At 61.5% G+C, this 23,548-nt stretch carries 26 protein-coding genes; 12 read left to right on the top strand and 14 right to left on the bottom strand.

What is annotated here, in order from left to right; translation table 11 throughout:
* Positions 1 to 108: 108 nt before the first annotated feature.
* The 6 genes from flgF (at position 109) to RBA95_RS10120 (ending at position 4,436) form a co-directional block, all read left to right on the top strand.
* The gene (flgF, locus tag RBA95_RS10145; RefSeq protein WP_306016736.1) at positions 109 to 843 is read left to right on the top strand and encodes a flagellar basal-body rod protein FlgF; all 735 of its coding nucleotides are present in this window, start codon (positions 109 to 111) and stop codon (positions 841 to 843) included.
* Positions 844 to 870: 27 nt separating this feature from the next.
* On the top strand, positions 871 to 1,656 hold the full coding sequence (gene flgG, locus RBA95_RS10140) for a flagellar basal-body rod protein FlgG (protein ID WP_306016735.1): 786 nt from the start codon (positions 871 to 873) through the stop codon (positions 1,654 to 1,656).
* A gap of 14 nt (positions 1,657 to 1,670) precedes the next feature.
* Positions 1,671 to 2,618, top strand: a complete 948-nt coding sequence (flgA, locus tag RBA95_RS10135) for a flagellar basal body P-ring formation chaperone FlgA (RefSeq protein WP_306016734.1) — start codon at positions 1,671 to 1,673, stop codon at positions 2,616 to 2,618.
* A gap of 3 nt (positions 2,619 to 2,621) precedes the next feature.
* Positions 2,622 to 3,422 (top strand): flagellar basal body L-ring protein FlgH, encoded by an 801-nt coding sequence (gene flgH, locus RBA95_RS10130; protein WP_306016733.1) that lies wholly within the window; start codon positions 2,622 to 2,624, stop codon positions 3,420 to 3,422.
* Between the two features lie 9 nt (positions 3,423 to 3,431).
* Positions 3,432 to 3,863, top strand: a complete 432-nt coding sequence (locus RBA95_RS10125) for a hypothetical protein (protein ID WP_306016732.1) — start codon at positions 3,432 to 3,434, stop codon at positions 3,861 to 3,863.
* A gap of 171 nt (positions 3,864 to 4,034) precedes the next feature.
* Positions 4,035 to 4,436: a hypothetical protein gene (locus RBA95_RS10120; protein WP_306016731.1), complete on the top strand. Its 402-nt coding sequence runs from the start codon at positions 4,035 to 4,037 to the stop codon at positions 4,434 to 4,436.
* A gap of 16 nt (positions 4,437 to 4,452) precedes the next feature.
* Here RBA95_RS10120 and dksA read toward each other — a convergent pair whose 3' ends face one another.
* Together dksA and RBA95_RS10110 are read right to left on the bottom strand one after the other, a co-directional pair.
* Entirely contained in the window at positions 4,453 to 4,875 is a 423-nt protein-coding gene (dksA, locus tag RBA95_RS10115) for an RNA polymerase-binding protein DksA (RefSeq protein ID WP_306016805.1), read from the bottom strand.
* Positions 4,876 to 5,037: 162 nt separating this feature from the next.
* The gene (locus RBA95_RS10110) at positions 5,038 to 5,457 is read right to left on the bottom strand and encodes a flagellar assembly protein FliX (protein WP_306016730.1); all 420 of its coding nucleotides are present in this window, start codon (positions 5,455 to 5,457) and stop codon (positions 5,038 to 5,040) included.
* A 233-nt stretch (positions 5,458 to 5,690) separates the two neighbouring features.
* Between RBA95_RS10110 and RBA95_RS10105 the strand changes: the two genes are divergently transcribed.
* From RBA95_RS10105 to RBA95_RS10095, 3 genes are read left to right on the top strand one after another with little or no spacing between them, the layout of a single operon-like run.
* On the top strand, positions 5,691 to 6,794 hold the full coding sequence (locus RBA95_RS10105) for a flagellar basal body P-ring protein FlgI (RefSeq protein ID WP_306016729.1): 1,104 nt from the start codon (positions 5,691 to 5,693) through the stop codon (positions 6,792 to 6,794).
* On the top strand, positions 6,794 to 7,117 hold the full coding sequence (locus tag RBA95_RS10100) for a rod-binding protein (protein ID WP_306016728.1): 324 nt from the start codon (positions 6,794 to 6,796) through the stop codon (positions 7,115 to 7,117). Before RBA95_RS10105 ends, RBA95_RS10100 begins: the two co-directional genes overlap by 1 nt.
* The gene (locus RBA95_RS10095; RefSeq protein ID WP_306016727.1) at positions 7,117 to 7,554 is read left to right on the top strand and encodes a flagellar basal-body protein FlbY; all 438 of its coding nucleotides are present in this window, start codon (positions 7,117 to 7,119) and stop codon (positions 7,552 to 7,554) included. The genes RBA95_RS10100 and RBA95_RS10095 overlap by 1 nt, the downstream gene beginning before the upstream one ends.
* Before the next feature lie 68 nt (positions 7,555 to 7,622).
* On the opposite strand, the gene RBA95_RS10090 is transcribed toward RBA95_RS10095, so the two are convergent.
* Entirely contained in the window at positions 7,623 to 10,391 is a 2,769-nt protein-coding gene (locus tag RBA95_RS10090) for a hypothetical protein (protein ID WP_306016726.1), read from the bottom strand.
* Between the two features lie 112 nt (positions 10,392 to 10,503).
* Positions 10,504 to 11,289 carry a glycosyltransferase family protein gene (locus tag RBA95_RS10085; RefSeq protein WP_306016725.1) on the bottom strand — a complete coding sequence of 262 codons (786 nt, stop codon included), beginning with the start codon at positions 11,287 to 11,289 and terminating at the stop codon, positions 10,504 to 10,506.
* Between the two features lie 135 nt (positions 11,290 to 11,424).
* Here RBA95_RS10085 and pseB point away from each other — a divergent pair, with 135 nt between their 5' ends.
* Both pseB and RBA95_RS10075 read left to right on the top strand, forming a co-directional pair.
* A complete protein-coding gene (gene pseB, locus RBA95_RS10080) occupies positions 11,425 to 12,516 on the top strand; it encodes a UDP-N-acetylglucosamine 4,6-dehydratase (inverting) (protein WP_306016724.1) in 1,092 nt (363 codons plus the stop codon).
* A 3-nt stretch (positions 12,517 to 12,519) separates the two neighbouring features.
* The gene (locus RBA95_RS10075; protein WP_306016723.1) at positions 12,520 to 13,149 is read left to right on the top strand and encodes a pseudaminic acid biosynthesis-associated methylase; all 630 of its coding nucleotides are present in this window, start codon (positions 12,520 to 12,522) and stop codon (positions 13,147 to 13,149) included.
* Here the strand turns inward: RBA95_RS10075 and pseC are convergent.
* The 9 genes from pseC to flbT all read right to left on the bottom strand — a co-directional run bounded on the left by pseC (position 13,146) and on the right by flbT (position 20,848).
* Entirely contained in the window at positions 13,146 to 14,321 is a 1,176-nt protein-coding gene (pseC, locus tag RBA95_RS10070; RefSeq protein ID WP_306016722.1) for a UDP-4-amino-4,6-dideoxy-N-acetyl-beta-L-altrosamine transaminase, read from the bottom strand. The genes RBA95_RS10075 and pseC overlap by 4 nt on opposite strands.
* Positions 14,322 to 14,442: 121 nt before the next feature.
* Positions 14,443 to 15,276: a flagellin gene (locus RBA95_RS10065; protein WP_306016721.1), complete on the bottom strand. Its 834-nt coding sequence runs from the start codon at positions 15,274 to 15,276 to the stop codon at positions 14,443 to 14,445.
* Positions 15,277 to 15,479: 203 nt separating this feature from the next.
* The gene (locus RBA95_RS10060; RefSeq protein WP_306016720.1) at positions 15,480 to 15,863 is read right to left on the bottom strand and encodes a flagellar protein FlaG; all 384 of its coding nucleotides are present in this window, start codon (positions 15,861 to 15,863) and stop codon (positions 15,480 to 15,482) included.
* A gap of 127 nt (positions 15,864 to 15,990) precedes the next feature.
* On the bottom strand, positions 15,991 to 16,818 hold the full coding sequence (locus RBA95_RS10055; RefSeq protein WP_306016719.1) for a flagellin: 828 nt from the start codon (positions 16,816 to 16,818) through the stop codon (positions 15,991 to 15,993).
* A 107-nt stretch (positions 16,819 to 16,925) separates the two neighbouring features.
* Positions 16,926 to 17,750, bottom strand: coding sequence for a flagellin (locus RBA95_RS10050; RefSeq protein WP_306016718.1), 825 nt, complete (start codon positions 17,748 to 17,750; stop codon positions 16,926 to 16,928).
* A gap of 111 nt (positions 17,751 to 17,861) precedes the next feature.
* Entirely contained in the window at positions 17,862 to 18,686 is an 825-nt protein-coding gene (locus RBA95_RS10045; RefSeq protein ID WP_306016717.1) for a flagellin, read from the bottom strand.
* A 339-nt stretch (positions 18,687 to 19,025) separates the two neighbouring features.
* Positions 19,026 to 19,853, bottom strand: a complete 828-nt coding sequence (locus RBA95_RS10040; protein WP_306016716.1) for a flagellin — start codon at positions 19,851 to 19,853, stop codon at positions 19,026 to 19,028.
* 227 nt (positions 19,854 to 20,080) lie between these two features.
* On the bottom strand, positions 20,081 to 20,431 hold the full coding sequence (flaF, locus tag RBA95_RS10035; protein ID WP_306016715.1) for a flagellar biosynthesis regulator FlaF: 351 nt from the start codon (positions 20,429 to 20,431) through the stop codon (positions 20,081 to 20,083).
* Positions 20,432 to 20,446: 15 nt separating this feature from the next.
* Positions 20,447 to 20,848, bottom strand: coding sequence for a flagellar biosynthesis repressor FlbT (flbT, locus tag RBA95_RS10030; RefSeq protein ID WP_306016714.1), 402 nt, complete (start codon positions 20,846 to 20,848; stop codon positions 20,447 to 20,449).
* 166 nt (positions 20,849 to 21,014) lie between these two features.
* On the opposite strand from flbT, the gene RBA95_RS10025 reads away from it, so the two are divergent.
* Positions 21,015 to 22,817, top strand: coding sequence for a tetratricopeptide repeat protein (locus RBA95_RS10025; protein ID WP_306016713.1), 1,803 nt, complete (start codon positions 21,015 to 21,017; stop codon positions 22,815 to 22,817).
* Here the strand turns inward: RBA95_RS10025 and RBA95_RS10020 are convergent.
* Positions 22,814 to 23,461, bottom strand: coding sequence for a class I SAM-dependent methyltransferase (locus RBA95_RS10020; protein ID WP_306016712.1), 648 nt, complete (start codon positions 23,459 to 23,461; stop codon positions 22,814 to 22,816). The genes RBA95_RS10025 and RBA95_RS10020 overlap by 4 nt on opposite strands.
* Positions 23,462 to 23,548 lie beyond the last annotated feature (87 nt).

Raw genomic sequence — 23,548 nt, 5'->3', positions numbered from 1 at the left:
CCAATCGCTTCTATATTTTTCAATGCGTTAACCATGGCACGGTGTTTGCCATGAGTCTGGTGATGCTGCCAGAAGCCGCAGCAATCGCGTTCAGAAGGACTACAGGCGATGGACAACACCATGCTGATCGGACTGACCCGCCAGCTGACCCTGCGTCGGCAGATGGATGTGGTCGCCAACAACATTTCCAACGCCAACACGCAGGGTTTCAAGGCCGAGCGCATGATGCTCGAGCCGGACACCTCAATGCGCGCCCGTCATCAGGACGGCCCGGACCGCGCCAAATTCGTCGATGAATGGGCGATGGGCCGCGATTTCAGCCAGGGCGCCCTCACCCACACCAGCCGGCCTCTGGACCTGGCGCTTCAGGGCGACGGCTTCTTCATGCTGGAAACCGACGCGGGAGAGCGCTTCACCCGGGACGGCGCCTTTACCCTGAGCCCCCAGGGCGAGCTGGTGGCCAGCGATGGCGCACGGGTTCTGGACAATAACGGCGCACCGATCCTGCTGGATCCCAGAGCCGGTCAGATCACCATCGGCGAGAGCGGCGTGATCACCCAGAACGGCCAGCAGATCGCCCAGGTGGGCGTGGCTCAATTCGCCGACCAGGGCGTGCTCAACAAGACCGGCGACAATCGCTATGTGGCGCCGGAAGACGCCGAGCGCGTCATCGAAGACCTGCCCCAGATCAAACAGGGCTTTCTCGAAAGCTCCAATGTTCGCCCCATGCTGGAAATCACGACCATGATGGAAGTGAGCCGGGCCTACGCCTCGGTGACCCGCATGATCAAGGATGCCGACGAGCTCAGCCGCAAGGCGATTGATCGCCTCGGCCGGCCATAATTTTCTATTCTGAAGGAGGGCGCTCGCATGCGCGCACTGTCTACCGCCGCCACCGGGATGGAAGCCCAGTCTCTGGCCGTCGAGGTGATCTCTCACAACCTCGCCAACATGAACACCGTCGCGTTCAAACGTCAGCGCGCGGAGTTCGAGGACCTCTTGTACCAGACCGTCTCCCAGCCGGGCGCCAATTCGTCGGACGCCGGCACGATCGTGCCCACCGGCGTTCAGGTCGGCCTGGGCGTGAACGCCGGCTCGGTCTATCGCATCGCTGAACAGGGCGGCCTGAGTGAAACCGGAAACCGCTATGACGTCGCCATTTCCGGCCAGGGTTATTTCCGCGTGCAAATGCCGGACGGCAATGACGCCTATACCCGCGCCGGCAACTTCTCGCTCAGCCCCAATGGCGAGATCGTCACCGCCGACGGCTATACGGTGATGCCCGGCATCGTGGTGCCCGCAGAAGCGCGCCAGGTGGCGATCAACACCCAGGGTCAGGTGCAGGTCCTGCTCGACGGACAACCCCAGCCTCAGGTCGTCGGACAGATTGAACTGGCGACCTTCCCCAACGAAGCCGGGCTTGAGCAGATCGGCGATAACCTGCTGCTGGAGAGCGCCGCGTCCGGCGCGCCCAATCTGGGCGCCCCCACCGATCCCGGCTTCGGTCAGGTTCGCCAGGGTTTTGTGGAAGTCTCCAATGTCGACGCGGTGACCGAGATCACCTCGCTCATCCAGGCGCAGCGGGCCTATGAAATGAACGCCCGGGTGATCACTGCCGCGGACGAAATGCTCGCCACCTCTTCGAACCTGCGCTGAGGACGCGATAGATCATGCTTCGCACCCTTGCTCTCATTCTGGCGCTGTCCTCCGGCGCGGCGCAGGCCCAGGACACGGCCGCGTCCGTGGTGCTCAAGGAGCGCCTGGTCAGCGCAGACGGCGTCATCACCTTGTCCGACCTGTTCGATATGGCCGGCGACGCAGGCGACGTTCAGCTGGCCCGGGCGCCCGCGCCGGGCCGGTCGATCTCGCTGGATCCTGATTTCGTCAGAAACGCCGCAGCCCGCGAAGGACTGCACTGGGCCAATGCCGGCGGCGTCCTGCGCGTCACCGTTGAACGCGCCGCGCGTACGGTCAGCACATCTGAGATCACGGCCATGGTGGAAGAGGCCCTGTTCGTGGAAACCGGCCACGCCTTTGCGGTCAACCTGTCGAACTTGCGTCAGGACCTTTATGCGCCGCTCGACACGCTGGGCGGCCCCGAGCTGATCAGTTTCGACCATGACGCCGGCTCCAACCTGTTCCGCGCTCAGATCGCGCCCTATCCGGGCGGTGAGACCCTGACCGTGTCCGGGCGAGCGCAGCGCGTCGCTGACGTGCCGGTCCTGAACCGCACCATTGCACGCGGCGACACCATCACCGCAGCGGATGTAGACTGGGTGCGCCTGCCCGAGAGCCAGGTGCGCGGCGAAATCATTCTGGCCCAGGACTCCCTGATCGGGATGGCCGCCAAACGGGCGCTGAGCCCGGACCGCCCGGTGCGCAGCTATGATGTGGAACCGCCTGTCGTTGTGGAACGCGGCGAGCTGGTCTCTCTCGTGTACGAAGTCGGCCCGCTGACCCTGAGCGCGCAAGCCCGCGCGCTGGAAAACGGCGGCGAAGGCCAGTTCATTCGCTTCGTCAATCTTCAATCGAACCGCACGGTCGAAGCCTGGGTCGAAGGCCCGGGCCGCGCCAGCGTGCTCGGCGGCCGTTCCGGCGCCTCATCCGTGGAGTCCTGAGCCATGTTTCCCAAACGTCTCCTGTTGAGCAGCGCCGCCATTCTGGGCGCCCTTTCCCTGTCGGCTTGCGCCACCACGGACCGGCTGTCCTATGTGGGCCAGACCCCGCCCATGAACGACATCGACAACGCCGCCGCGCTGACGGGTCAGTCCGGCGCCAACGGCCCGACGGCAGGACAGGCCGAAGCGGCACGGCTGGCCCGCGCTCGCGCCATCGCCGAAGCTCGTGCGCAGAGCAGCAATCCCAACTCACTCTGGCGGGCGACCAACTCGACCACCTTCTTTGGCGACCCTCGCGCCGCCCATGTGGGCGACATCCTGACGGTGAATATCGACATCTCCGACAGCGCACAGGTCTCCAATCAGACCACACGTTCGCGCGCCACATCCGAGGATTCCAACCTGACGAACTTCTTTGGCGGCGAGGCCGCTCTGGACCAGTTCTTCAACGATGCGGTGGACCCGGCCAGCCTGGCGAGCTTCGGATCAAATTCTTCCACTCAGGGCGCCGGCAATATCAATCGCTCTGAAAGCATCACCATGACCGCCGCCGCGATCGTGGTCGACGTTCTGTGGAACGGCAATCTGGTCATCCATGGACGCCAGGAAGTGCGCATCAACAATGAAGTGCGCGAGCTGCTGATCTCCGGCATTGTCCGTCCGCAGGACATCGCCGCGGACAATACGATTGATCACCAGCAGATCGCCGAAGCGCGGATTTCCTATGGCGGTCGTGGACACATCTCAGAGATGCAGCGTCCGCCCGTGGGCCAGGAGCTCTACAACCTGCTCTGGCCGTTTTAGGGAGCGCACATGACCCTGTCGCTCGAACGTCGTGATTATGCGGATGGACGCGTCCTGAGCATTCACATTACCGGCCTGAACAAGGCTCAGGACAGCCTCTCCAATGCGCCCAAGCTGTGCGCCCGTATCCGTGATAACGAGTATGAAGGCCTGATCATGAACTATCAGGGCTGCCGGTTTGATCACACCGTCAGCCAGTTCGCGAAGGTGGCCGAGATCCTGAGCGAAGGCATGCCCCCGTCCTTGCGGATCGCCTATGTCTACGACCAGACCAATCTGATCCACGCCGCCTACATCACACGCCTGATGAAGTCGGCCGGACTGAACGCGCGAGCGCTCGGTGGTTTCGAAAGCGCTCTGGCTTTTGCATCCGGGGAAGAGATCAGCAGCGCCGCCCCGGTGCAGGCTGCAAGTCCGGTTCAGCCCAAAATACTCGACTAGGTAGTCCGGCCGTTCTCAAGCCCCCTCAAAAGCGCATCCCTCGCGGGGTGCGCTTTTTTCATGCAAGCGCTGATAGAACGTCGCTAAGTCCATTCACTGTAAGGCTTTATCAAGAAGGTCTGGATTAAGACTTCTTTCGAAATCGCAAGCGGCCAGACGGATAGATCCAGAATGACACCCTACTCCTTTGAACGCATTGAAATGCCGGAGATCGGGGTCTTGCGATACAACATCACCGGGCTTGAAACCAACGCCCAGACCGAGCCCGGTCTGGTGCAGATCTGCAAGCGTCTGGAGATTGAACGGCACTGGACAGGAGTGCTGTTTGATCACAGCCAGTCTCAGATCAGCTACACGCTCACAGAGTTCAACGAGCGGCTGGAATACGCCATTAAGCATTTCCCGCGTCGGGTCAGACTCGCCTATGTCTTCAATGCACAGACTTTTGTGGTGTCGGCGCGCGCAACCAAGGTGCTCAACACCTCGGGCATTGAGGCGCGCGCTTTCCCGAACGCCGAAGACGCGCTGGAATTTCTGAAACAGGCGCCCGAGCAGAGCGCTGAAGCCGTCTGACGTTAGAGACTGATCGCTAGTCGTCGCGATGGACCCGTTCAGAGCGTTCATGACGCTCCTGGGCTTCCAGGCTCAAGGTGGCGACCGGACGCGCATCCAGACGCGCCAGAGAGATCGGCTCGCCCGTCTCCTCGCAATAGCCGTACTCGTCTTCCTCGATCCGGCGCAGGGCCGCTTCGATCTTCGAGATCAGCTTGCGCTGTCGATCCCGAGCCCGGAGCTCGAGCGCGCGATCGGTCTCGGTGGACGCCCGGTCCGCGAGATCGGGCAAGGCGCCGATATCTTCTTGAAGATTTGATAGGGTCGAACGGCTCTCGCGAAGGATTTCGTCCTTCCAAGCCAAAAGTTTGCGCCGGAAATATTCTTTCTGGCGTTCATTCATGAAGGGTTCGGACTCGCTGGGACGGTAACCCGTCGGCAGCTCGATGCTTGAATCCATAACACTCATGAGACCGTCTCCGTATGCAGCCCCCGCCGGCCTGAGCGCGGCGGAGAATATCGACCGTCAAGGTCAAGTCAATCTGCTCATACGGTTGCGGAGTAATTTCAACAGCGCCATGAACAAGATGTGACGAACGCATTCGCCTTAGTCACAAAGAGATCAGGCGCCTAGCTTGGCCAGCTCGACCGCGGCTCGGATCTCCACTTCATCCAGCGCCGCTTCCAGGCGCGGATCGTGAGTCGCGTCACGGCGGCTCTGAAGGGTTTCCATGAGCTTCGCCAGCGTTTCCTGGGGCAGGACGCCATCCAGAAGGGCCAGCTTGAGATCGTCGAGGATGTCGAGCAGGGAAAAGGCGCGTTCAGTCGCCTGACGTTTGCCGGACAGGGAATCGCCTGCGCCTTGCAGGGCCAGCAGTGCATCCACCGAACCAATGGCAGAAGCGCTGCTGAGCGCCGTGGTCGACACCGCGCCGCCTGACGAAGTCGTGCTCTCGGGCGCGAATCCCGAAGCGCTTGATGCGGCGTCCTTGCGCTTCGCGCTCGACGCGCCCTGAACGGGCCGGGAAGAATTGACCTTCATGATGCCCTTCGAATCCTCTCAAAGCATGTCTTCAGTGTGCTTAATCAAACTTAATGACTGCTTAAACGACGCCTATGGGCATGTTTTGCCTAGCGCGCAGGAAAGGCTGATTGGGAGGCAAGCTTTACCCACCAGTCGGCACAAAAAATCAATCACTTAAGACCAAACGAACTGGCATGTTTCTCGCAATGGGACAGATGTAGAAACTTTCCATGTCGGAGAACTCCGCCAGCATGACCCGCCTTTTCGTCGCTTTCGCCCTGATGTTCTGCCTTATGGCCCCGCTCGCCGAGGCCAATCCGCGAATCAAGGATATTGCGGATGTGGAGGGCGTTCGTGACAACCAGCTCGTCGGTTATGGCCTCGTCGTGGGGCTCGACGGTTCGGGCGATACGCTGCGCAACGCCGTCTTCACCCGGCAAGCGCTGAACTCGATGCTGGAGCGCTTCAACATCAATGTGCGTGAAGCCGATCTGAGGACCGGCAATGTCGCCGCCGTAATCGTTACTGCCGAACTGCCGCCCTTCGCCATGCAGGGCTCTCGCGTTGACGTGACCGTCTCGGCACTGGGCGACGCAGACAGCCTGCAGGGCGGCGTGCTGATCGCGACCCCGCTCATGGCCGCCAATGGCGATGTGTACGCCGTGGCCCAGGGCTCGCTGGCGGTCGGCGGTTTTGCGGCTGAAGGCGATGGCGCTTCCATCACCCGCGGCGTGCCCACCAATGGCCGGATCGCCAATGGCGGCGTGATCGAGCGCGAACTGGAATGGGATCTGGCCGGTCAGGCGCAGATCCGGCTAGCCCTGCGCAACCCCGATTTCACGACGGCCCGCCGCATGGCCCAGGCGATCAACGCCTATCTGGGCGCGGAAGCGGCTGCGGCGCAGAACCCCTCCACCGTTGCGCTGACCCGCCCGCTCTATTTTGAGGGCGACATGGTCGCGCTGCTGGCCGAAGTCGAGCAGCTGCGCGTCGAGACGGATATGCGCGCCCGGGTGGTGATCGACGAATCCACCGGCACGATCGTGATGGGCGAGGATGTCCGTGTCTCCACCGTGGCCATCGCCCAGGGCGGCCTGACAATCACCGTCACCGAAAGCCCGGAAGTGAGCCAGCCTCTGCCCTTCGCAGAAGGCGGCGAGGCCATTGAAGTGCCGCGCACCAACATCACCGCCGAGGAAGAGCTGCGTGAGTTCGGCGTCCTCGATGGCACGGTCAGCCTGCGTGAACTCGTGGACGGCCTGAACGCCCTCGGAGTCAGCCCGCGCGACATGATCACCATCCTGCAAAGCATCAAGGCGGCCGGCGCGCTGCAAGCTGAGATCGAGGTGCTGTAATGGACGGAATGCTGGACGCCCAGATGCAGAACGCCCTGCTCGCAGCCCGCGGGCCGGGATCGACATCACGGCCGAACGGCGCGCAGACGCCCGAACAGATGCGCAAGACCGCGGAGGATTTCGAAGCGGTCTTCCTGGCGCAGATGATGGAGCACATGCTGGGGGAGACCACCGAGTCCACCTTTGGCGGCGGGCCGGGTGAAAGCGCCTTCAAGTCCATGCTCAATGAAGAATACGCCAAGGTGATGGCGAAGGCAGGCGGCATCGGCCTGGCCGACTCCGTGATGCGTGAAATGCTCGCCCTGCAAGAAGGAGGCGAATGATGACCGAACTGGCCGCCGCCAATCCGACTGAACGCGCCAAGGCGCTGATCCAGCTGACCGGTCGCCTGACCGAGCTGCTGGACCAGGAAACCGAGCTGTTTGAAGCGCACATGCCGCACAAGGCCGTCGATTTCCAGGCCGAGAAGACCAAGCTCGCCACGCTGTATCGCACCGAAACCAAGCTCGCCAGCAAGGATCGCTCACGTCTGGGCGGCCTGGATCCCGAGCTCAAGGCGCGCCTGAAGGCCTCCACCCGGACGTTCGAGGCGGCCCTGGCGCGGAATGGGGATGCGGTGGAAGCGCTGAAGACCCTGACCGAAGGGCTTGTGAAGGCGATTGCGGATGAAGCCGCGCGCCAGAAACAATCCCAGGTCGGGTATGGCCCGGGCGCCGCCAGCGCCAGCGTCTCCGCCCTCGCCTATAATCAGACGGTCTGAGCGGACGACTTATCAAAAAAGCCCCGGAGCCAAGCTCCGGGGCTTTTTTGTATCGCAATGCTGGCTCTCTAGAACAGGCCCAGCGTGGTGCTGCCGCTGCCGCCCAGAAGACGATCCAGACCCGCCTGGTAATTCGCCACCTGCGCGGTGAGATAGGCCGGCGCGGTCCCGCCGCGCTTGCCCGCTTGCGGGCCCTCCAGCAGCGCCTTCAGCGCCGGGTCCGTCGTCAGGTCGCGATAGGCGCGCTGAATGACGGACTGGGCCTTGCTCAGCGCTTCCAGCGCCTTGGCTGCGCCCTCCTTGGAAGAAATGGACATGGAAGCGGGCAGCTCCATGGCGAAGATCTCCGGCGCATCGGACGTGCTCTCTTCCTTGTCCAGCAGCGACGCCTTGCCGATGATCGACCCTTCGGGCAAGCCAAGCCCGGACAGCGCGTCCCGACCGTCATCGCCCGCAAAGAGTTCAACCTTCACGCCTTCGCGCGGCTTGATGCGCAGCATGTCGCCATTGGACGAGCGGCGCACATCAGACGTGCCATCCAGCACCAGGACAGCGTTCAGCTTGAAGGTCAGCGACCGCATGGTCTCGTCGGCGTCGATGGAGATTTTCTTCTTACGGCCGCCATCGACAGAGATATAAAAATGGTCGCCTTCGCGCACACTCGAGCGCGCTGTGATCACACGGCTGTCGGCGTAACGCACTTCACCGGTCGGGAAGCCCAGCTTGTCCAGCGAATTGTCCCCTGTGGGATCGACCACCACCGCATTCGCCTCGGCCAGACCGCCCCGGCCAGACAGCTGCTGGGTGAAGGTGACGGCCCCGCTCGTGGTGTCAAAGCCGGCCACGAAGGCATTGCGGTCACCGGTCTGGGTCTGGCCCGGCAACGCGCCTGAGGTCTTGCCCGAGATATAGGCCACGCCGTTATTGACCGTCACGGAGCTGGCGGAATTGTCTTCGGCCGAGCCCAGGAAGGTGGTGAAATCCACATTCGCCGTGGGCCCGTCGGTGATCTTCATCAGGAAGGCGTCACGCCCGCCCGAATTGGCGGTGAGCGGAGCGGATGGCGCAAAGGCGCCGCCCGCCGACCCGGCCAGATAGATGGCCCCGTCATCGCCCACGGTGACTTCGCCGATCCGACCGCCTTCAAGATCGCCCAGATCCATGGACCAGACCGCAGCGCCCGTACCGTCATCACCGGCGGCGTATTTTGTCAGCACAGCGCGACCCTCCACCTCGCTGGCGATGATCAGGCCGCCATCCGATGCCTGGGCGATGGACTGGGCCCTGTCGGTGCCGGCGCTGGCGCCCGCGGCGCGGGTGTAGACCACATTGCCGTCGCCATCGATGGCGCGCACATAGCCATCCGTGCCGCCTGCATTGGTGACCCCGCCCAGAGGCGCATTGGTCTGCCCGGCTACATAGATCGTGCCGTCTGCGCCGACGCTGACCGCCGTCGCGCTGTCATCCTTGTTGCCGCCGAAGCGCTTGGTCCATTGCTCGACGCCGTCTGCGGAGAATTTCGAAACGAGGGAGTCCGAGCCGCCCAGTTCGGTCGTATCGCCCAGAGCGCCTTCGACCGAGCCGGCGACCACGACATTGCCGTTCGCATCCAGGGCGATCGAGGCGCCTTCCGCACTGCCGGCTGCCCCGAGCGTACGCGCCCAGACCTGTTTGCCAGTGGTGTCATAGCGCATCAGGATCAGATCCTGCTCGCCCTTGATGGACTGACCGGCCACGCCATTCTCGGCATAACCGACCATGTACAGCCCCCCGTCCGGGCCCTGGACCGAATCCAGGATGCGCAGCGGATTGGAGTCGGTGGAGGTGCGCGTTTCGGTTTCCCCCTCTTCGCCGCCTGGCACAGCGACGGTGGATTCGGTGACGCTGCCATCCGCCTCGATCCGGCGCATGAACGCGGCTGTGCCGCCGCCAGCGATATCGACATATTTGGTCAGCTGGCCGCCCGCGCCTTCCCGATCGCCGGACACGCCCGCCATATAAACAGCCGGATTGCCCGCCGACGGCTCAAAGCTCACGGTCTCGGTAAGGATACCCTTGATCTTGAAGCCGAAATTATCGCCCGGGATGATCCCGTTCTCGTCCTTCTCGCCGATCTTCACGCGTTCGACGCGGCTGAGCATGCCCGCCGCCTCAAGCTCGGTGTTGATGTGGTCGGCGACGTTGTCGAGTGTGCGCGGGGTTGCGCCCATATTCGCCAGATCAATGGCGATCGGCGTATTCACCCCGGACTTCTTGACGTTGATCGTGAACGAGATATCACCCTGGAAATTCGCCACCTCGGCGTCAAACGCGCCTGAGTGAATGATCGGCGTCGTGTATTCAGAGGTCCCGCGTGAAATGGCGAGCGAGCTTTCCGCCTTCGATAATTCCTCGCCCTTGAGAACGCTGACGCCCTCAAGATCGAGATCCGCAAAGAAGCTGCTCAGCTGATCCAGGCCTTCCTGGAAGCGACGGTCCAGAAAATCGCGGCGGGTATCGAGAGTGGATTTTTCAGCCGCTTCCGCGCCCAAAGCCTGCAAGCGGCGCAGGCCCTGATACATGGCGAAGAGTTGCTTCTCGTCATCGCCCACATCGAGATCGGCGAAATCACCCAGCTTCTTGTCGAAAAACACCCCATTGCCGAGGGCGCTGCGCTTGAGCACGTCCAGCGCGACGATCTCGCCGCGGGCATCCCAGGGCGGCAGGACATCGGAGTTGCGGGACTGGCTGGCGCTTTGGGCGTTGCTCGCAGAGGTGCTGACCGCTGTCGTCCGCGACAGCGCCACCGCACTTTGCGCGCCATACCAGGCGCCAAGAAGGTTGGACGAAATGACCATAGCCGTAAGCCCGAAACCCAAACAAACGACGCACCTATTGCATCGCAACGCAGAATACGGCCCGGCGAGCAAACAAATCGTTAGGATTTAGCGTAAACAGGACGGCAAGCTTTTATGCGGCGAAGGGAAACCGCATCGGACGCGTCTCGACGCTGGCCCGCTCCGGCGACACGAGACGGGCATAATCGACGCGATCCGCATTCATCTCGCTCAGATCGGGCCGACGCAGGCACAGAGCCGCCATTTCCGCCGCTGTCGCCGAGGCGGCCTTAGAGCCCAGCGCATCAAACAGCGCCTGCAGGAAATCGGCGTCTTCGGGCGTTTCAAGCATCCAGCGCAAATGCTCCAGCCCGCCGCCCGGCCCGGTAAGGTTGGCCCGGGTCAACCCCGGATGACGACGCATCCAGCCGGTCACGGACCGTCGCTCGGCCAGGGTATCCGCCTTGCGGTCCGCCTCATCCAGAAGCAGCGCCGGAAAGGCTTCACAATCGAGCCCATGCGGGAAACGCGCCGGCATGGTGTTGGAGGCGTAATCCGCCTTGGCGTCGGTCAGCAGCCCCAGCACGCCGCCGGCGATCACCGGATCGATCACCGGACACTGGCTTGTGACGCGCACCACTGTTTCAGCGCCGGCTTCACGCGCCGCCTGGGCCATCAACCCCAACGGATCCGCTGCGGGACCACGCACCACCATGACCGCGCAATCGGCCGCCTCTTCAGCCACCAGATCATGCTCGCGGTCATCGGGAACAGCGCAAACCACCAGGTCGGCGCCTGGAATGCGACGCGCCCGATCCAGAACATGGCTCAGGGCCGAGCTTGCACCCAGAAAGATGAGCTCGCGATCGGGCAGAGCGTTGAGCCCGCCTCCCGCCTGTACGATCACCGTCGCGCCCATCTTATCCCCCAAAGGCTGGAAAGCTGTCGCTTCCTTCGAATCCGAGTATCAGTTTTACCCGCCTAACGGGCCGTTAACCGACGCCCCTGATCGTGGCCTGAATTGTGATCCATGAATTATGGAAAGTCGTTGTCGATGAGCCAGCCGCCGAACAACTCGAACCGCGCGTCCGAAGACGTGGATCGCCTGTTTCTGGGCCGCGACTTCCGCACGCCCCGTATCGACCTGAATGGCAAGACCATCCTGATCACGGGCGGGACCGGATCCTTCGGGCACCATTTCGTCCAGACCGTGATCAATGAGTACAAGCCCAAGAAGCTGATCGTGTTCTCGCGCGACGAGCTGAAGCAGTACGAGATGGCGCAGCGCTTCAGCCCTGAAGAATACCGCTTCATGCGCTACTTTATCGGCGATGTGCGCGATGAAGGCCGGCTCGATATGGCCATGCGCGGCGTTGACGTGGTTGTGCACGCCGCGGCGCTGAAACATGTGCCGATCGCAGAATACAATCCGTTCGAATGCATGCGCACCAATGTCTTCGGCGCCGAGAATGTGGTGCGCGCAGCAATCAAGCGCGGCGTCCAGCATGTCTGCGCCCTGTCGACCGACAAGGCGGCCAGCCCGATCAATCTTTATGGCGCCTCCAAGCTGGCGTCCGACAAGATCTTCACCGCCGCCCAGCACATGGGCGGTGAGGACGGCCCCACCTTTTCCGTCGTGCGGTACGGCAATGTGGTCGGCTCGCGCGGCTCGGTCGTGCCCTTCTTCAAGAAGCTCGTGGCTGAAGGCGCGGACCATCTGCCCATCACCGATGAGCGCATGACCCGGTTCTGGATCACGCTCGAGCAGGGTGTGAACTTCGTGCTTTCCGCATTGGAAATGGCGAAGGGCGGCGAAGTCTTCGTGCCGAAAATCCCCTCCATGAGCACAGTAGATCTGGCGCGCTCGATCGCACCGAACCTGCCGCACAAGATGGTTGGCATCCGCCCGGGCGAAAAGCTGCACGAAGTCATGGTGCCCGCCGACGATTCCCGCGCCACGGTTGAGCTGGAGGATCGCTATGTGATCCTGCCGCACAATTCCGAACGCCTGCGCGCGGAATGGTTCGCCGACGGCGCCGTTCCGGTGGCGGAAGGCTTTGAATATCAGTCTGACTCCAATCCCGAGCGTCTCGACGCCCGGGCGCTCCAGACCATTCTCAATGAAAAACTCGCTCTGAAGGCCTGATTCATGACCCATGATCCTGTGAACACCTGGTCAGGCGAGTTTGGCGACGAATACACTCAACGCTGCAGCCCCGAAGAGTTCCGCATTCGTGCGCGGACACGCCTCTGGGCGCGCTGGCTGGACGCTTTCGGCACGCGCGAGCCGCAGACCATTTGCGAAGTCGGCTGCAATCTGGGCCTGAACCAGCGCGCGCTTCAACGGCTGGTCGACGCCGAGCTGTTTGCGATTGAACCCAATGACAGCGCCCGTGAAACCGTAATCAAGGACGGCGTCCTGCCCGGGAGCCATATCCGCGCCGGTCGCGGCGAGGATTTGCCCTTTGATGACGCCAGCATGGATCTGGTCTTCACCAATGGGGTGCTTATCCACGTCCATCCGGACAATCTGGGCCAGGTCGCGGACGAAATGTATCGCGTGTCCAAGCGCTTCATTCTGGTGTCGGAATACTTCAATCCCGATCCGGTCGAGCTGGTTTATCGCGGCATGACGGACCATTTGTGGAAGCGCGACTTCGCGGGCTTCTTCATGGATCGCTTTTCCGATCTTGAAGTCGTGGCGGACGGCTTTGCGTGGAAGCGCACAAGCGGTCTCGACAATCCCACCTGGGCCCTGATGGAAAAGCGACCGGCCTAGAGCCCCAGCACCCTTCCGAGCGCACGCACCACCCGTTCGGGATCCTCATCCGCCATCAACGGGTAAAGCGGCAGTGACAGGGTCCGTTCGTAATAGAGCTCGGCGCCCGGCAATGCCTTCTCACCGTACAGCGCCTTGTAATAGGGATGCTGGTGAACCGGGATGTAGTGAACCTGGGTTCCCACGCCGTACTCGCGCAAGCCGGTCATGACCTGTGACCGGGATAATCCGAACGCCGCGAAATCGATCTGTACATTGTAAAGGTGGCGACACGGATCAACGCCCGGCCGCCCGGCCGGCGCCAGGACATGGGGCGCCAGCTCCACAAGCAACTCGTCATAGTTTTGCGAGAGCTGCCGACGACGTCCGGCGAACCGGTCCAGCTTGTTCAGCTGCGACAGACCCAGAGCGGCGTTGATGTCCGGCATGCGATAGTTCCAGCCCAGCGTCTGCATCTCATACCACCAGGGTTCGTCCGCGCCTTCAGCGCGCTCGAACTGCGCCGCATCACGCACCACGCCATGTGAGCGCGTCCGGGAAAGGATGTCCGCCAGCTCGGCGTCTTGGGTTGTGACCATACCCCCCTCCCCGCAGGCCAGTGTCTTGACAGGGTGGAAGGAAAACACGGCCGCATCCGAATGCGCGCAAGCACCGGTCGGCGCGCCGCTTTCATCCAGACTGCCAACGGCATGGGAGGCGTCCTCGACCACGGCCAGTCCCTGTTCTTTCGCCAGCGCGCTCAGCGCAGGCATGTCACAGGGCACCCCCGCCAAATGCACGGGCGCGACAAGGCCGCTCCGCCCCTGAAGCTCGGCGAGTGCGGCCTGCAGTGTTTGCGGCGTCATCAACCCGCTGTGCGGGTCCACATCGGCCAGGATCACATCGGCGCCGCAATACCGCGCCGCGTTGGCGGTCGCGACAAAGGTGATGGACGGCACAATCGCGCACTGGCCCGGTTTCAGGCCCAGTCCGTCATAAGCGAGATGCAGCCCCGCGGTCGCCGAATGGCAACTGAGCGCATGCGACGCCTGAACCGTTTGGGCGAAGGCTGCCTCAAAGGCGGAAACGGCAGGCCCGGTCGTCAGATAATCCGATTGCAGACAGGCTGTGACCGCAGCGATGTCCGCATCATCAATCCACTGACGCCCATACGGTATAAAGCAATCGCTCATGCATCTGCTCCCTGAGGCTCAGCCCAGAGTGTGCTGAGTCCACGCCTCCCTGAAAACAACAAACCGCCCGACATCGGGAGAAGTCGGACGGTTCGCCGTTGTGGTGAAGTCAGGACCGGCTTTAACCGCCGAAGAGATTGAGGATGATCTGCGGCTCGGAGTTGGCGATCGAAAGCGCCTGGACGCCGAGCTGTTGCTTGACCTGCAGGGCCTGCAAGCGTGCGGATTCCTTGGCGAGGTCGGCATCGACCAGATTGCCCACCCCTTTGGTCAGGCTGTCGGTCAGCTTGCCGACAAAGGTGCGGTGGGCCTCGATCTTCTTCAGGTCAGAGCCCAGATTGGCGAGCGCCTGGTTCACATTGTCGAGGCTGGTCTGGATCGCGGTCAGCACGTTGGCGGACAGCGTCACTGTGCCCAGGCTGGCATTGTTGGCCAGCGTGACGATGGAGCCGGAGATGGACATGTTCTGACCGCCCAGCGTGACCGAGCGCGTCGCGTCCGCATCCGCCAGGAAGGCGATGCCATTGGTCTGGGAGCCATCCAGCAGATTGGCGCCGTCAAATTCGGCATTATTCAGGACCACCCGGACCTGATCCAGCAATTGTTTGAAATCACTGTCATAGGCCTGGCGGGAGAAGGTATCGATGGACGGGTCGAGCGCAGCAGTCGCCTTCTCGCGCATCTGGATCAGCAGGTCCGAAATGGACTCGCCGGCCGCCATGGCCACGTCGCCGATCGAGACGGCGCGATCAAGAGAGGAGCTGACCGAGCCGTAGGCGCCGATGTCGGAGCGCATTCCCTGGGCCACCGCGTAGACCGAGGAATTGTCTTTTGCGCCGGCGACCTTCAGGCCGGTATTGATTCTGTTCTGGACGCCCTGAATGTCCTCATTGGTCTTGTTGAGGTTTTGCAGGGCGATCATCGCCGAGGTGTTCGTGTGGACGCTGAGCGCCATTGGTCTTCTCCCGATTGCAATTCTGCGCCGCATTCGACGGCCGCTCATCGCATACAGGAGCAATCCATGGGCCAATTTGGCCAGAACGCTCAATCTTGTTGTAAATCAGTATATTGAATCATTTTGACGCCGAACGGCATGGGGCCGTCAGCGGGACGCATGGTTAATTTTTGCCGATGCGCCAGATCAAATCTGCCGACAGGTCAGACCCGCTCATCGACCACGCCGCCCTGCTGATCCTTCAGGAAAGCGATCAGGTCGAGATACTTCTCGGGCGGCCAGCGCCGCATGACCTCGCCGGTCTCCGGGTCGAACAGGCGGTAGATGAACTTGCCGCTCTCCTCTTCCCGATCGATTTGCAAACGGGTCCGCAAACTGGCGTTCACGCGATCGCGCAGTGATTCAATCCGCTCAAGGTCCGCAGACTTCTGAACGACAGCCGAGCCTTTTTCGGCGACCGCCTTGTCTGTTTCCTCGCCTCCCACCTGGCCACGCTTCGACAGGGAAGCGGCGGCTTTTTCAGACGGGTCGGCTTCAGGGGCGACGCCCTGGGCGTTTGTAACCGGTACTATATTGCCGATATTCATGTTTGCTTCGTCCACGCTTTGGCGGCGTCGGCGCCTCCTACTTTCTCCCTATGCTCTCTGACATGTCACCTGGGAAAGTCGGCCGGGGAGGAACCCCACGTAACGCCCCGGCCGATTTCACTATGGATTACCGGAAGTAACCCAGGATGTTGCTCGGTGCGGAGTTCGCGATCGAGAGCGCCTGCGTACCCAGCTGCTGCTTGACCTGCAGCGACTGAAGACGAGCGGACTCTTTCGCCAGATCCGCATCGACCAGGTTGCCGATGCCTTTTTCCAGAGAGTCAGACAGTTTGCCCACGAAGGACTTGTGGACTTCCAGAGACTTCGAGCCGGTGCCCAACTTGGCCAGAGCCGTGTTGAGGTTGTCCAGCGAGGTTTCAATGGTGGCCACCAGGGTGGACGCCGCCGCCGCCGTGGTGAACGACGCGGTCGCCGCCACAGTCACGTTGGTGCCGCCCAGCGACATCACTTCCTGACCCACATTGAGGGTGTTGGAGCCGTCAGCATTGGCCAGAGCCGAAATGCCGCCGGTTTGCGTGCCGTTGATGAGGTTGGTGCCATTGAATTCGGCGTTGGCCACGATGGTCCCGATCTGGTCACGCAGCGCCTTGAAGTCTTCGTTCAGAGCATTGCGCGATGCGGTATCGAGAGAGGAATCGGAGCCAGCCAGCGCCTTTTCCTTCATTTCCACCAGCAGATCAGAGATCGCCTCGCCGGCCGCCAGGGCCACGTCCACGGTGGACTGCGCCAGGTCAAGAGACTGACCCACCGCCTTGTAGCCCGCCACGTCCGCACGCATCGACTGGGCAATTGCGAACACGCCGCCATTGTCCTTGGCCGAGCTGATCGCCAAGCCGGTGTTGATGCGTTGTTGAACCTGCTGCAGATCCTTGTTGGTCTGGTTCAGGTTCTGAAGGGCGACCATTGCGCCCGGGTTCGTATTGATCGTCGCCATTTCTTGGCTCCTTCAAAATATCCGTTTCTACGGTTACGACGCACTTTTTGTGCGACACTCCCGAAGGCGAGCCATTTTCTATGAGCCCGCCTTCGAAGTCTTAGGGATTACCGGAAGTAACCCAGGATCGAGCTCGGCGCGGAGTTCGCGATCGAGAGCGCCTGCGTGCCCAGCTGCTGCTTGACCTGCAGCGACTGGAGACGAGCCGACTCTTTGGCCAGATCCGCGTCGACCAGGTTGCCGATGCCTTTTTCAAGAGCGTCCGACAGCTTGTTCACGAAGGTCCCGTGGATCTCCAAAGACTTCGAGCCGGTGCCGAGGCGAGCCAGCGCGGAGTTCAGGTTGTCCAGCGAGGTTTCGATGGCGGACACCGCGGCGTTCGCGGTGGTCGTGGTGTTGATCACGCTACCGGCGGTCAGAGTGATCGTGGTGCCGGTCAGGCTGAGATCTTCCGCACCAATGGTGATGGTGTTGGAGCCGTCAGCGTTGGCCAGCGCCGTGATATCGGTCGCGCCGTTATTGATCAGGTTGGTGCCGTTGAATTCGGCGTTCGCCACGATGGTGCCGATCTGGTCACGCAGCGCGGTGAAATCCTCGTTCAGGGCATTGCGGGACGCGGTGTCCAGCGAGGTGTCCGTGGACGCCAGCGCCTTCTCTTTCATCTCGACCATCAGGTCGGAGATGGCTTCACCCGCCGCCAGGGCCACGTCCACGGTGGACTGAGCCAGATCCAGCGATTGGTTGACGGCTTTGTAGCCGGCCACGTCCGCACGCATCGACTGGGCAATCGCGAACACGCCGCCATTGTCCTTGGCCGAGCTGATCGCCAGGCCGGTGTTGATGCGCTGCTGAACCTGCTGCAGATCCTTGTTGGTCTGATTCAGGTTCTGAAGGGCGATCATCGCCCCGGGGTTGGTATTGATCGTCGCCATTTCTTGGCTCCTTCAAAGATCCGTTTCTACGGTTGAGACGCGCTTTTTGCGCGCCAGGGATCCGGCGACGACGCCATGTTCTATGACGCCATCGCCGAAACTGGGCTTGAATTACCGGAAGTAACTCAGGATTGAGCTCGGTGCGGAGTTCGCGATCGAGAGCGCCTGCGTACCCAGCTGCTGCTTGACCTGCAGCGACTGGAGACGAGCCGACTCTTTGGCCAGATCCGCGTCGACCAGGTTGCCGATGCCTTTCTCCAGGGCATCAGACAGCTTGGTGACGAAGGTGGAGTGGATTTCCAGGGACTTCGAGCCGGTGCCCAGACGGGCCAGCGCGGAGTTCAGGTTGTCCAGACCCGCTTCGATCGCAGCCACAGCCGTGCTGGCGGCGGCCACCGTCGAGATCGTGCTGCCGGCGCCGATGGACAGCGTACCGCCCGTCAGGCTCAGGTCTTCAGCACCGATGGTGATGGTGTTCGAGCCATCTGCATTGGCGAGCGCCGTGATATCGGACGCGCCGTTGGAGATGAGATTGGTGCCGTTGAACTCGGCATTCTCCACGATGGTCGAAATCTGGTCGCGCAGGGCGACAAAATCTTCGTTCAACGCATTGCGGGACGCGGTATCCAGCGAGGAATCGGTGGATGCGAGCGCTTTTTCCTTCATCTCGACCATCAAGTCGGAGATGGCTTCACCCGCCGCCAGGGCGACGTCCACAGTGGATTGGGCCAGGTCAAGCGACTGGGACACGGCATTATAGCCAGCCACGTCAGCGCGCATGGATTGAGCGATGGCGAACACGCCACCATTATCCTTGGCCGAGCTGATCGCCAGACCGGTGTTGATGCGTTGTTGAACCTGCTGCAGATCCTTGTTGGTCTGATTCAGGTTTTGCAGGGCGATCATTGCGCCCGGATTGGTATTGATCGTCGCCATTTCTTGGCTCCTGTCACGTTTCTACGTTTGATGTGACGTGCATTTTGCGCGTCAGACCTTCTGGTCCGCACATCTAGGAGCAAGGCCGGGGCCAGATTCACCCTTTGCCTAAGAAACCACCACTAAGCCATTGATTGTTCGTCGCAGCCCGAATGCGGTTTCGTTTACCTTGTCACGAGGAGCGGGCAATTCTTGCCGCCTAGACCCGGCAGGAATTGCCGGGCGCGGCACTTTTTGCCGAGCAGGCAGCACGGCCAGCTGGTTGATTTGGTTAATGAAAGCTTGAAAGAAAAAGGAAAGCCGGGATTGCAATTGCAATCCCGGCCCGAACCGCACGCCCTAGCCGAAATACGACAGGATCGATTGCGGCTGCTGGTTGGCGATCGAAAGCGCCTGCGTGCCCAGCTGCTGCTTGACCTGCAGGGCCTGCAACTCGGCAGACTCCTTGGCCAGATCCGCATCGACCAGATTGCCGATACCGACTTCCAGAGCGTCGGAAAGTTTTGTGACAAACGAGGAGTGGATCTCCAACGCTTTGGATTTGGTGCCCAGTCGCGCAAGCGACGAGTTCACCGCATCCAGCGAAGTGCTGATCTGAGAAGCAATATTGCTGGCCTGAGTGGCGGTCGCGAACGACGCCGTGGACGTCAGGGACACGATGGAGCCCGAGAGCGACATGTTCTCGGAACTCACGGTAATCGTGTTCGAGCCGTCCTGGTTGGCCAGCGCAACAAAGGCGTTGGTTGAACCATCGATGAGGTTCACGCCATTGAACTCGGCATTGTTGACGATCGTTGAGATCTGGTCGCGCAGCGCTTTGAAATCTTCATTCAGAGCGCTCCGGCTAGCCGTATCCAATGATGCGTCAGACGCCGCCAAGGCCTTCTCATTCATTTCGACCATCAGATCCGAGATCGCTTCACCGGCGGCAAGTGCAACGTCGAGCGTCGCCTCGCCCCGGTCCAGGATCTGTCCGACAACCCCATAGCCTGAAACCTGGGAGCGCATGCGCTGGGCGATGGCGTACACGCCGCCATTGTCCTTTGCGCTAGACACTTCCAGACCGGTGTTGATCCGGTTCTGTGTGGTTTGCAGTTCCATGTTGGTCTTGTTCAGATTCTGGAGCGCGATCATGGCTCCTGAGTTGGTGTTCACAGAAACGTTCATTGTGGGGTTCCTCCGTTCTGGAAGCGAACGGCCTGTTCTTGGCCGGCGGACATTTTGTCCCGGCCAAGACACAGCAATCCCCGTGCCGCACATCACGCATACGCAGCAAGAATTACACTATATGTTTCAATGTTTTGAAAAATTCCCAGCGCACCGCCAACGATGCGCAGCACGACCTGCCCGGCAATTTCGACCGGCAGGGCGGTTTTGCCGACAAACCCGCTGCGTCAGGAGGGTGAGAGGCCCTGCATGATCGTACGGTTGATATCGATCAGCGCCTCGAGATCACTCTCTCCACGCATGGCCGCGCTCGTCTCCTTGGAGACGAAAATCGACAAAGAGATGATCCCCGCCCGCAGCGCTTCGGGCAGATTGTTGTGCTCGCTGGCGCAATCGGCCGCAAAGGCGGACCAGACACGGCGGTTGCGGTCCAGCGCCGCCGCACGCTGACGGATTTCGCTCTTCGGCGCATCGCGCACTTCCATAAGACCGCGCGTCACCTCGCCGAGCAATCGATACTCGGTCTGACGGGGATCTTCGGTGCGTGACGACGCAGTTTTATAGGCCTGATACGACATGAACGCTTCGCCTCTTTACGCCTCGTCCGGTCCAGCAAGAAGCTTGGCTTCGTATTGGATCAACTTCCGGCAACGCAGCAATGCCTTGTAGAACTCACCCGCCATGACTTCCCGGCTGACCGATACGCACTCGGCCATGACGTCCGAAGAGCCCACAGCGTTCATGAACTCTGTCATACGCAGAACGAATTCGTCATATAATCCGTCCTGACTGGTTGATGAGAGGTACATCATCATGACCGGGAAATAGATGCGCTTGGCGGGCGTATCGACTTCATGCTCCTGCATGATGTCCTTTTCCCGCAGAACGCTGGCCTTGTTCTGCAAAACCAGGGTCGCCCGGCGATCCCCGTTTTCCACAACGGCTCCGTTCAGAACGAACTTCTCACCCGGCTTCAAAGAAAGCTTAAGCGGCATGGCTAGTCTGACCCTTCATCGTCGGTGCGGCCTGAGGGCAACCGACCGCCCCACTCAATCAGGACAGAGTGAAGAAACCGTTTCTGTGCCGCAGGCGCTCATTATTAGCGGAACCTTAATCGAAGCATCCGTTGCTGGCCTCATAAACTGCAAGGGATAAAGCGTGATGAGCGAATTGCTCGATCTTGAAGCGGAGCTGGCGGCGGGTGAAGAAGAAGCCGTTCGCGAGGTTCGAGGCCGGCGTGATGAGTCCGCCTCATCTGAAGTCCAGCGCGCCTTGTCCTCGACCAAAAGCAAGGACGACAATCTCTCGCCCAAGGCGATCGGCCTGCTCAAGCGTGCGATGAAAATCGTTGATGACGACCGCGTCTCCGCCGCCAAGGCCGCCAAGCTTTGCCTCGACGCTGTGGACATCGCCCCCCAGAGCTCGTTGGCGAACCATGCCCTGGCGATCTGCCTGGAGCGTCTCGGACGCCTGGCGAAAGCGCTTCAGTTCTACGAGCGCGCTTGGAAGCTGAACCCGCACAATTCCGAAGTCTATCTCAACCTCGCCATGCTGGCCTGGAAGCTGGACATGATGCCGGCGGCGGAAAAGTTCCTGCGCCTGTTTCTCCAGCTCTCGCCCAACCATCCCGCAGGCGTGATCAATCTCTCCGGCGTGCTGCGCGATCAGGGCAAGTTCGAGGATTCCATCGAAATCCTGCGCGCGGCGATCTACGCCAATCCCGAAGAGAAAGATTTCTGGAACTCTCTGGGTACGACCTTGCTGGAAAAGGGCGAACCCGATCAGGCGCTGACCTTTTACAGCGAAGCCTTGCGTCTTCAGCCAGACTTTGCGCGCGCCCATCACAATACGGCGTTCGCCTATGAGCTGCTAGGCGAGCCTGAGAAATCCGCACATCATTTCCGCGAGGCTCTGAAAACCGCCGCGTCCCAGAAGGACGTGATCATCATGAACCATGGCCTGTCCCAGTCCCTGCTGGCGCTGGGCGAGCTGGAAGCCGGCTGGGATCTCTACAAGAGCCGTCTGGAGCCTGAATACACCAATGTCACGCATTTCCTGATCGATGCGCCGCGCTGGGATGGCGATGATGTGGACGCCATACGCGGCAAGAAGGTGCTGTGGATTGGCGAACAGGGGCTGGGCGACGAGATCCTGTTCCTGCAGCTGGGACGGGACCTGATCGACGCCATCGGACCGGAAGGCCAGCTCTACATCGCTGTCGAGAAACGCCTCATGGCGATGGTGCAGGCGGTGTATCCCGAGGCGATTGTCGGCACGCACCGCACCGTCAAGCGGGAAGGCAAGGATCTGCGCGGCATTGTCGGCTTCGAGGACGGGATCGAGTTCGACTACTGGACGCCCTTCGCCCAACCTGCGCGCGCCTTCCGCACGTCGCTGGATGCCTTCGCCAAGGCGCCCACGCTCGAACCGCCCCAGGCGGATGTGGACCACTGGCGCGAGAAACTCGGCGAACTGCCCGAAGGCCTGAAGGTGGGCATTTTGTGGAAGTCGCTGAAGATGGACGCCAAACGCTCCAAGCATTTCTCCGCGTTCGAATTGTGGAAGCCGGTTCTGAAAACGCCCGGCGTGACCTTCGTGAACCTGCAATATGGCGATGCGGAAGAGGATATCGCCTTCGCCAAATCCAAATTCGGCGTGGATGTGCACACGCTCGACGGCATTGATCTGAAAAACGATCTGGATCAGGTCACGGCCCTGGCCAAAGCCTGCGACCTCGTCATCGGTCCGACCAACGCCACCACCTCGCTGGGCGCGGCGGCCGGCGGCAATATCTGGTACATCCACCCCCACGGGCGCATCTGGAGCCATATGGGCGCCGGTCGTTCGCCCTGGTTCCCGACGACGCGCTCCTTCTTCGGCAAGGGATATGCGGACTGGATCTCCATCCTCAAGCAAGTCGCCAAAGCGCTGGCGGAAGAGGTTGAAGCCGCCAGGGCCGCCTAGGCGGGCTTGCTGAGATAGAACTGGAAGGCCGCCTCGTCATACACGGGGCGGCCATCACGCACGGCGTCGCCATCGACCTGCTTGCGCCGACGGTCAAAGACCTGATCGACGTCAAAGCGAGCGAAGAGCGCCTTGAGTTCGTCCAGATCATAGAAGACGCGATGGCCGAACACCGGGTCGTCGGATCCGTCTCCCATCTGCGCATAGCCGTGATCGGTGCTGGCGACCTCGAAGAAGGCGCGTCCTCCCGGCTTGAGCGCTTCATACATCTCATCCACATAGGCCGCCGCGAGCGGCTTGGGGATGTGCTGCAAGGTGGCGCGTTCGACAATGACATCGATCGCGCCGGGCTTGAGCCCCAGCGCATCGCCACTGACGAAGAGACCCAGCCGGTCATAGCTTTGGCGCCCCTTGATGAGAGCCTGTTCGGAGACATCGCAGCCCAGCAGCACGGCTTCGGGATAGAGCCCGCGCAGGAAGCCGAGATTCTGCCCGTTTCCGCAGCCGAACTCGAACACCACCGCATCGGGATTGCGCGCCAGCGCGATCAGGGCGAACACCGTGGCATCGGTGTAAGGCACGCGCGTCTGGGAGGATTTATAGAACTCATCCCATTGCCGGGCGTTGTGCGCGCTCAGTGTCATCTGACGCCGATCTCCATCTGGCTTCATTCTTAATGAACCAAGACTCCCCATAACAGTAAACTCGCCCAAGCAATCGGCAGGAGCGTT

It is taken from the genome of Oceanicaulis sp. MMSF_3324 (assembly GCF_030733545.1).
Classification (GTDB): Bacteria; Pseudomonadota; Alphaproteobacteria; order Caulobacterales; family Maricaulaceae; genus Oceanicaulis.
Note: the sequence above shows the minus strand (reverse complement) of the source record. Positions and strands in the feature narration are given on the sequence as shown.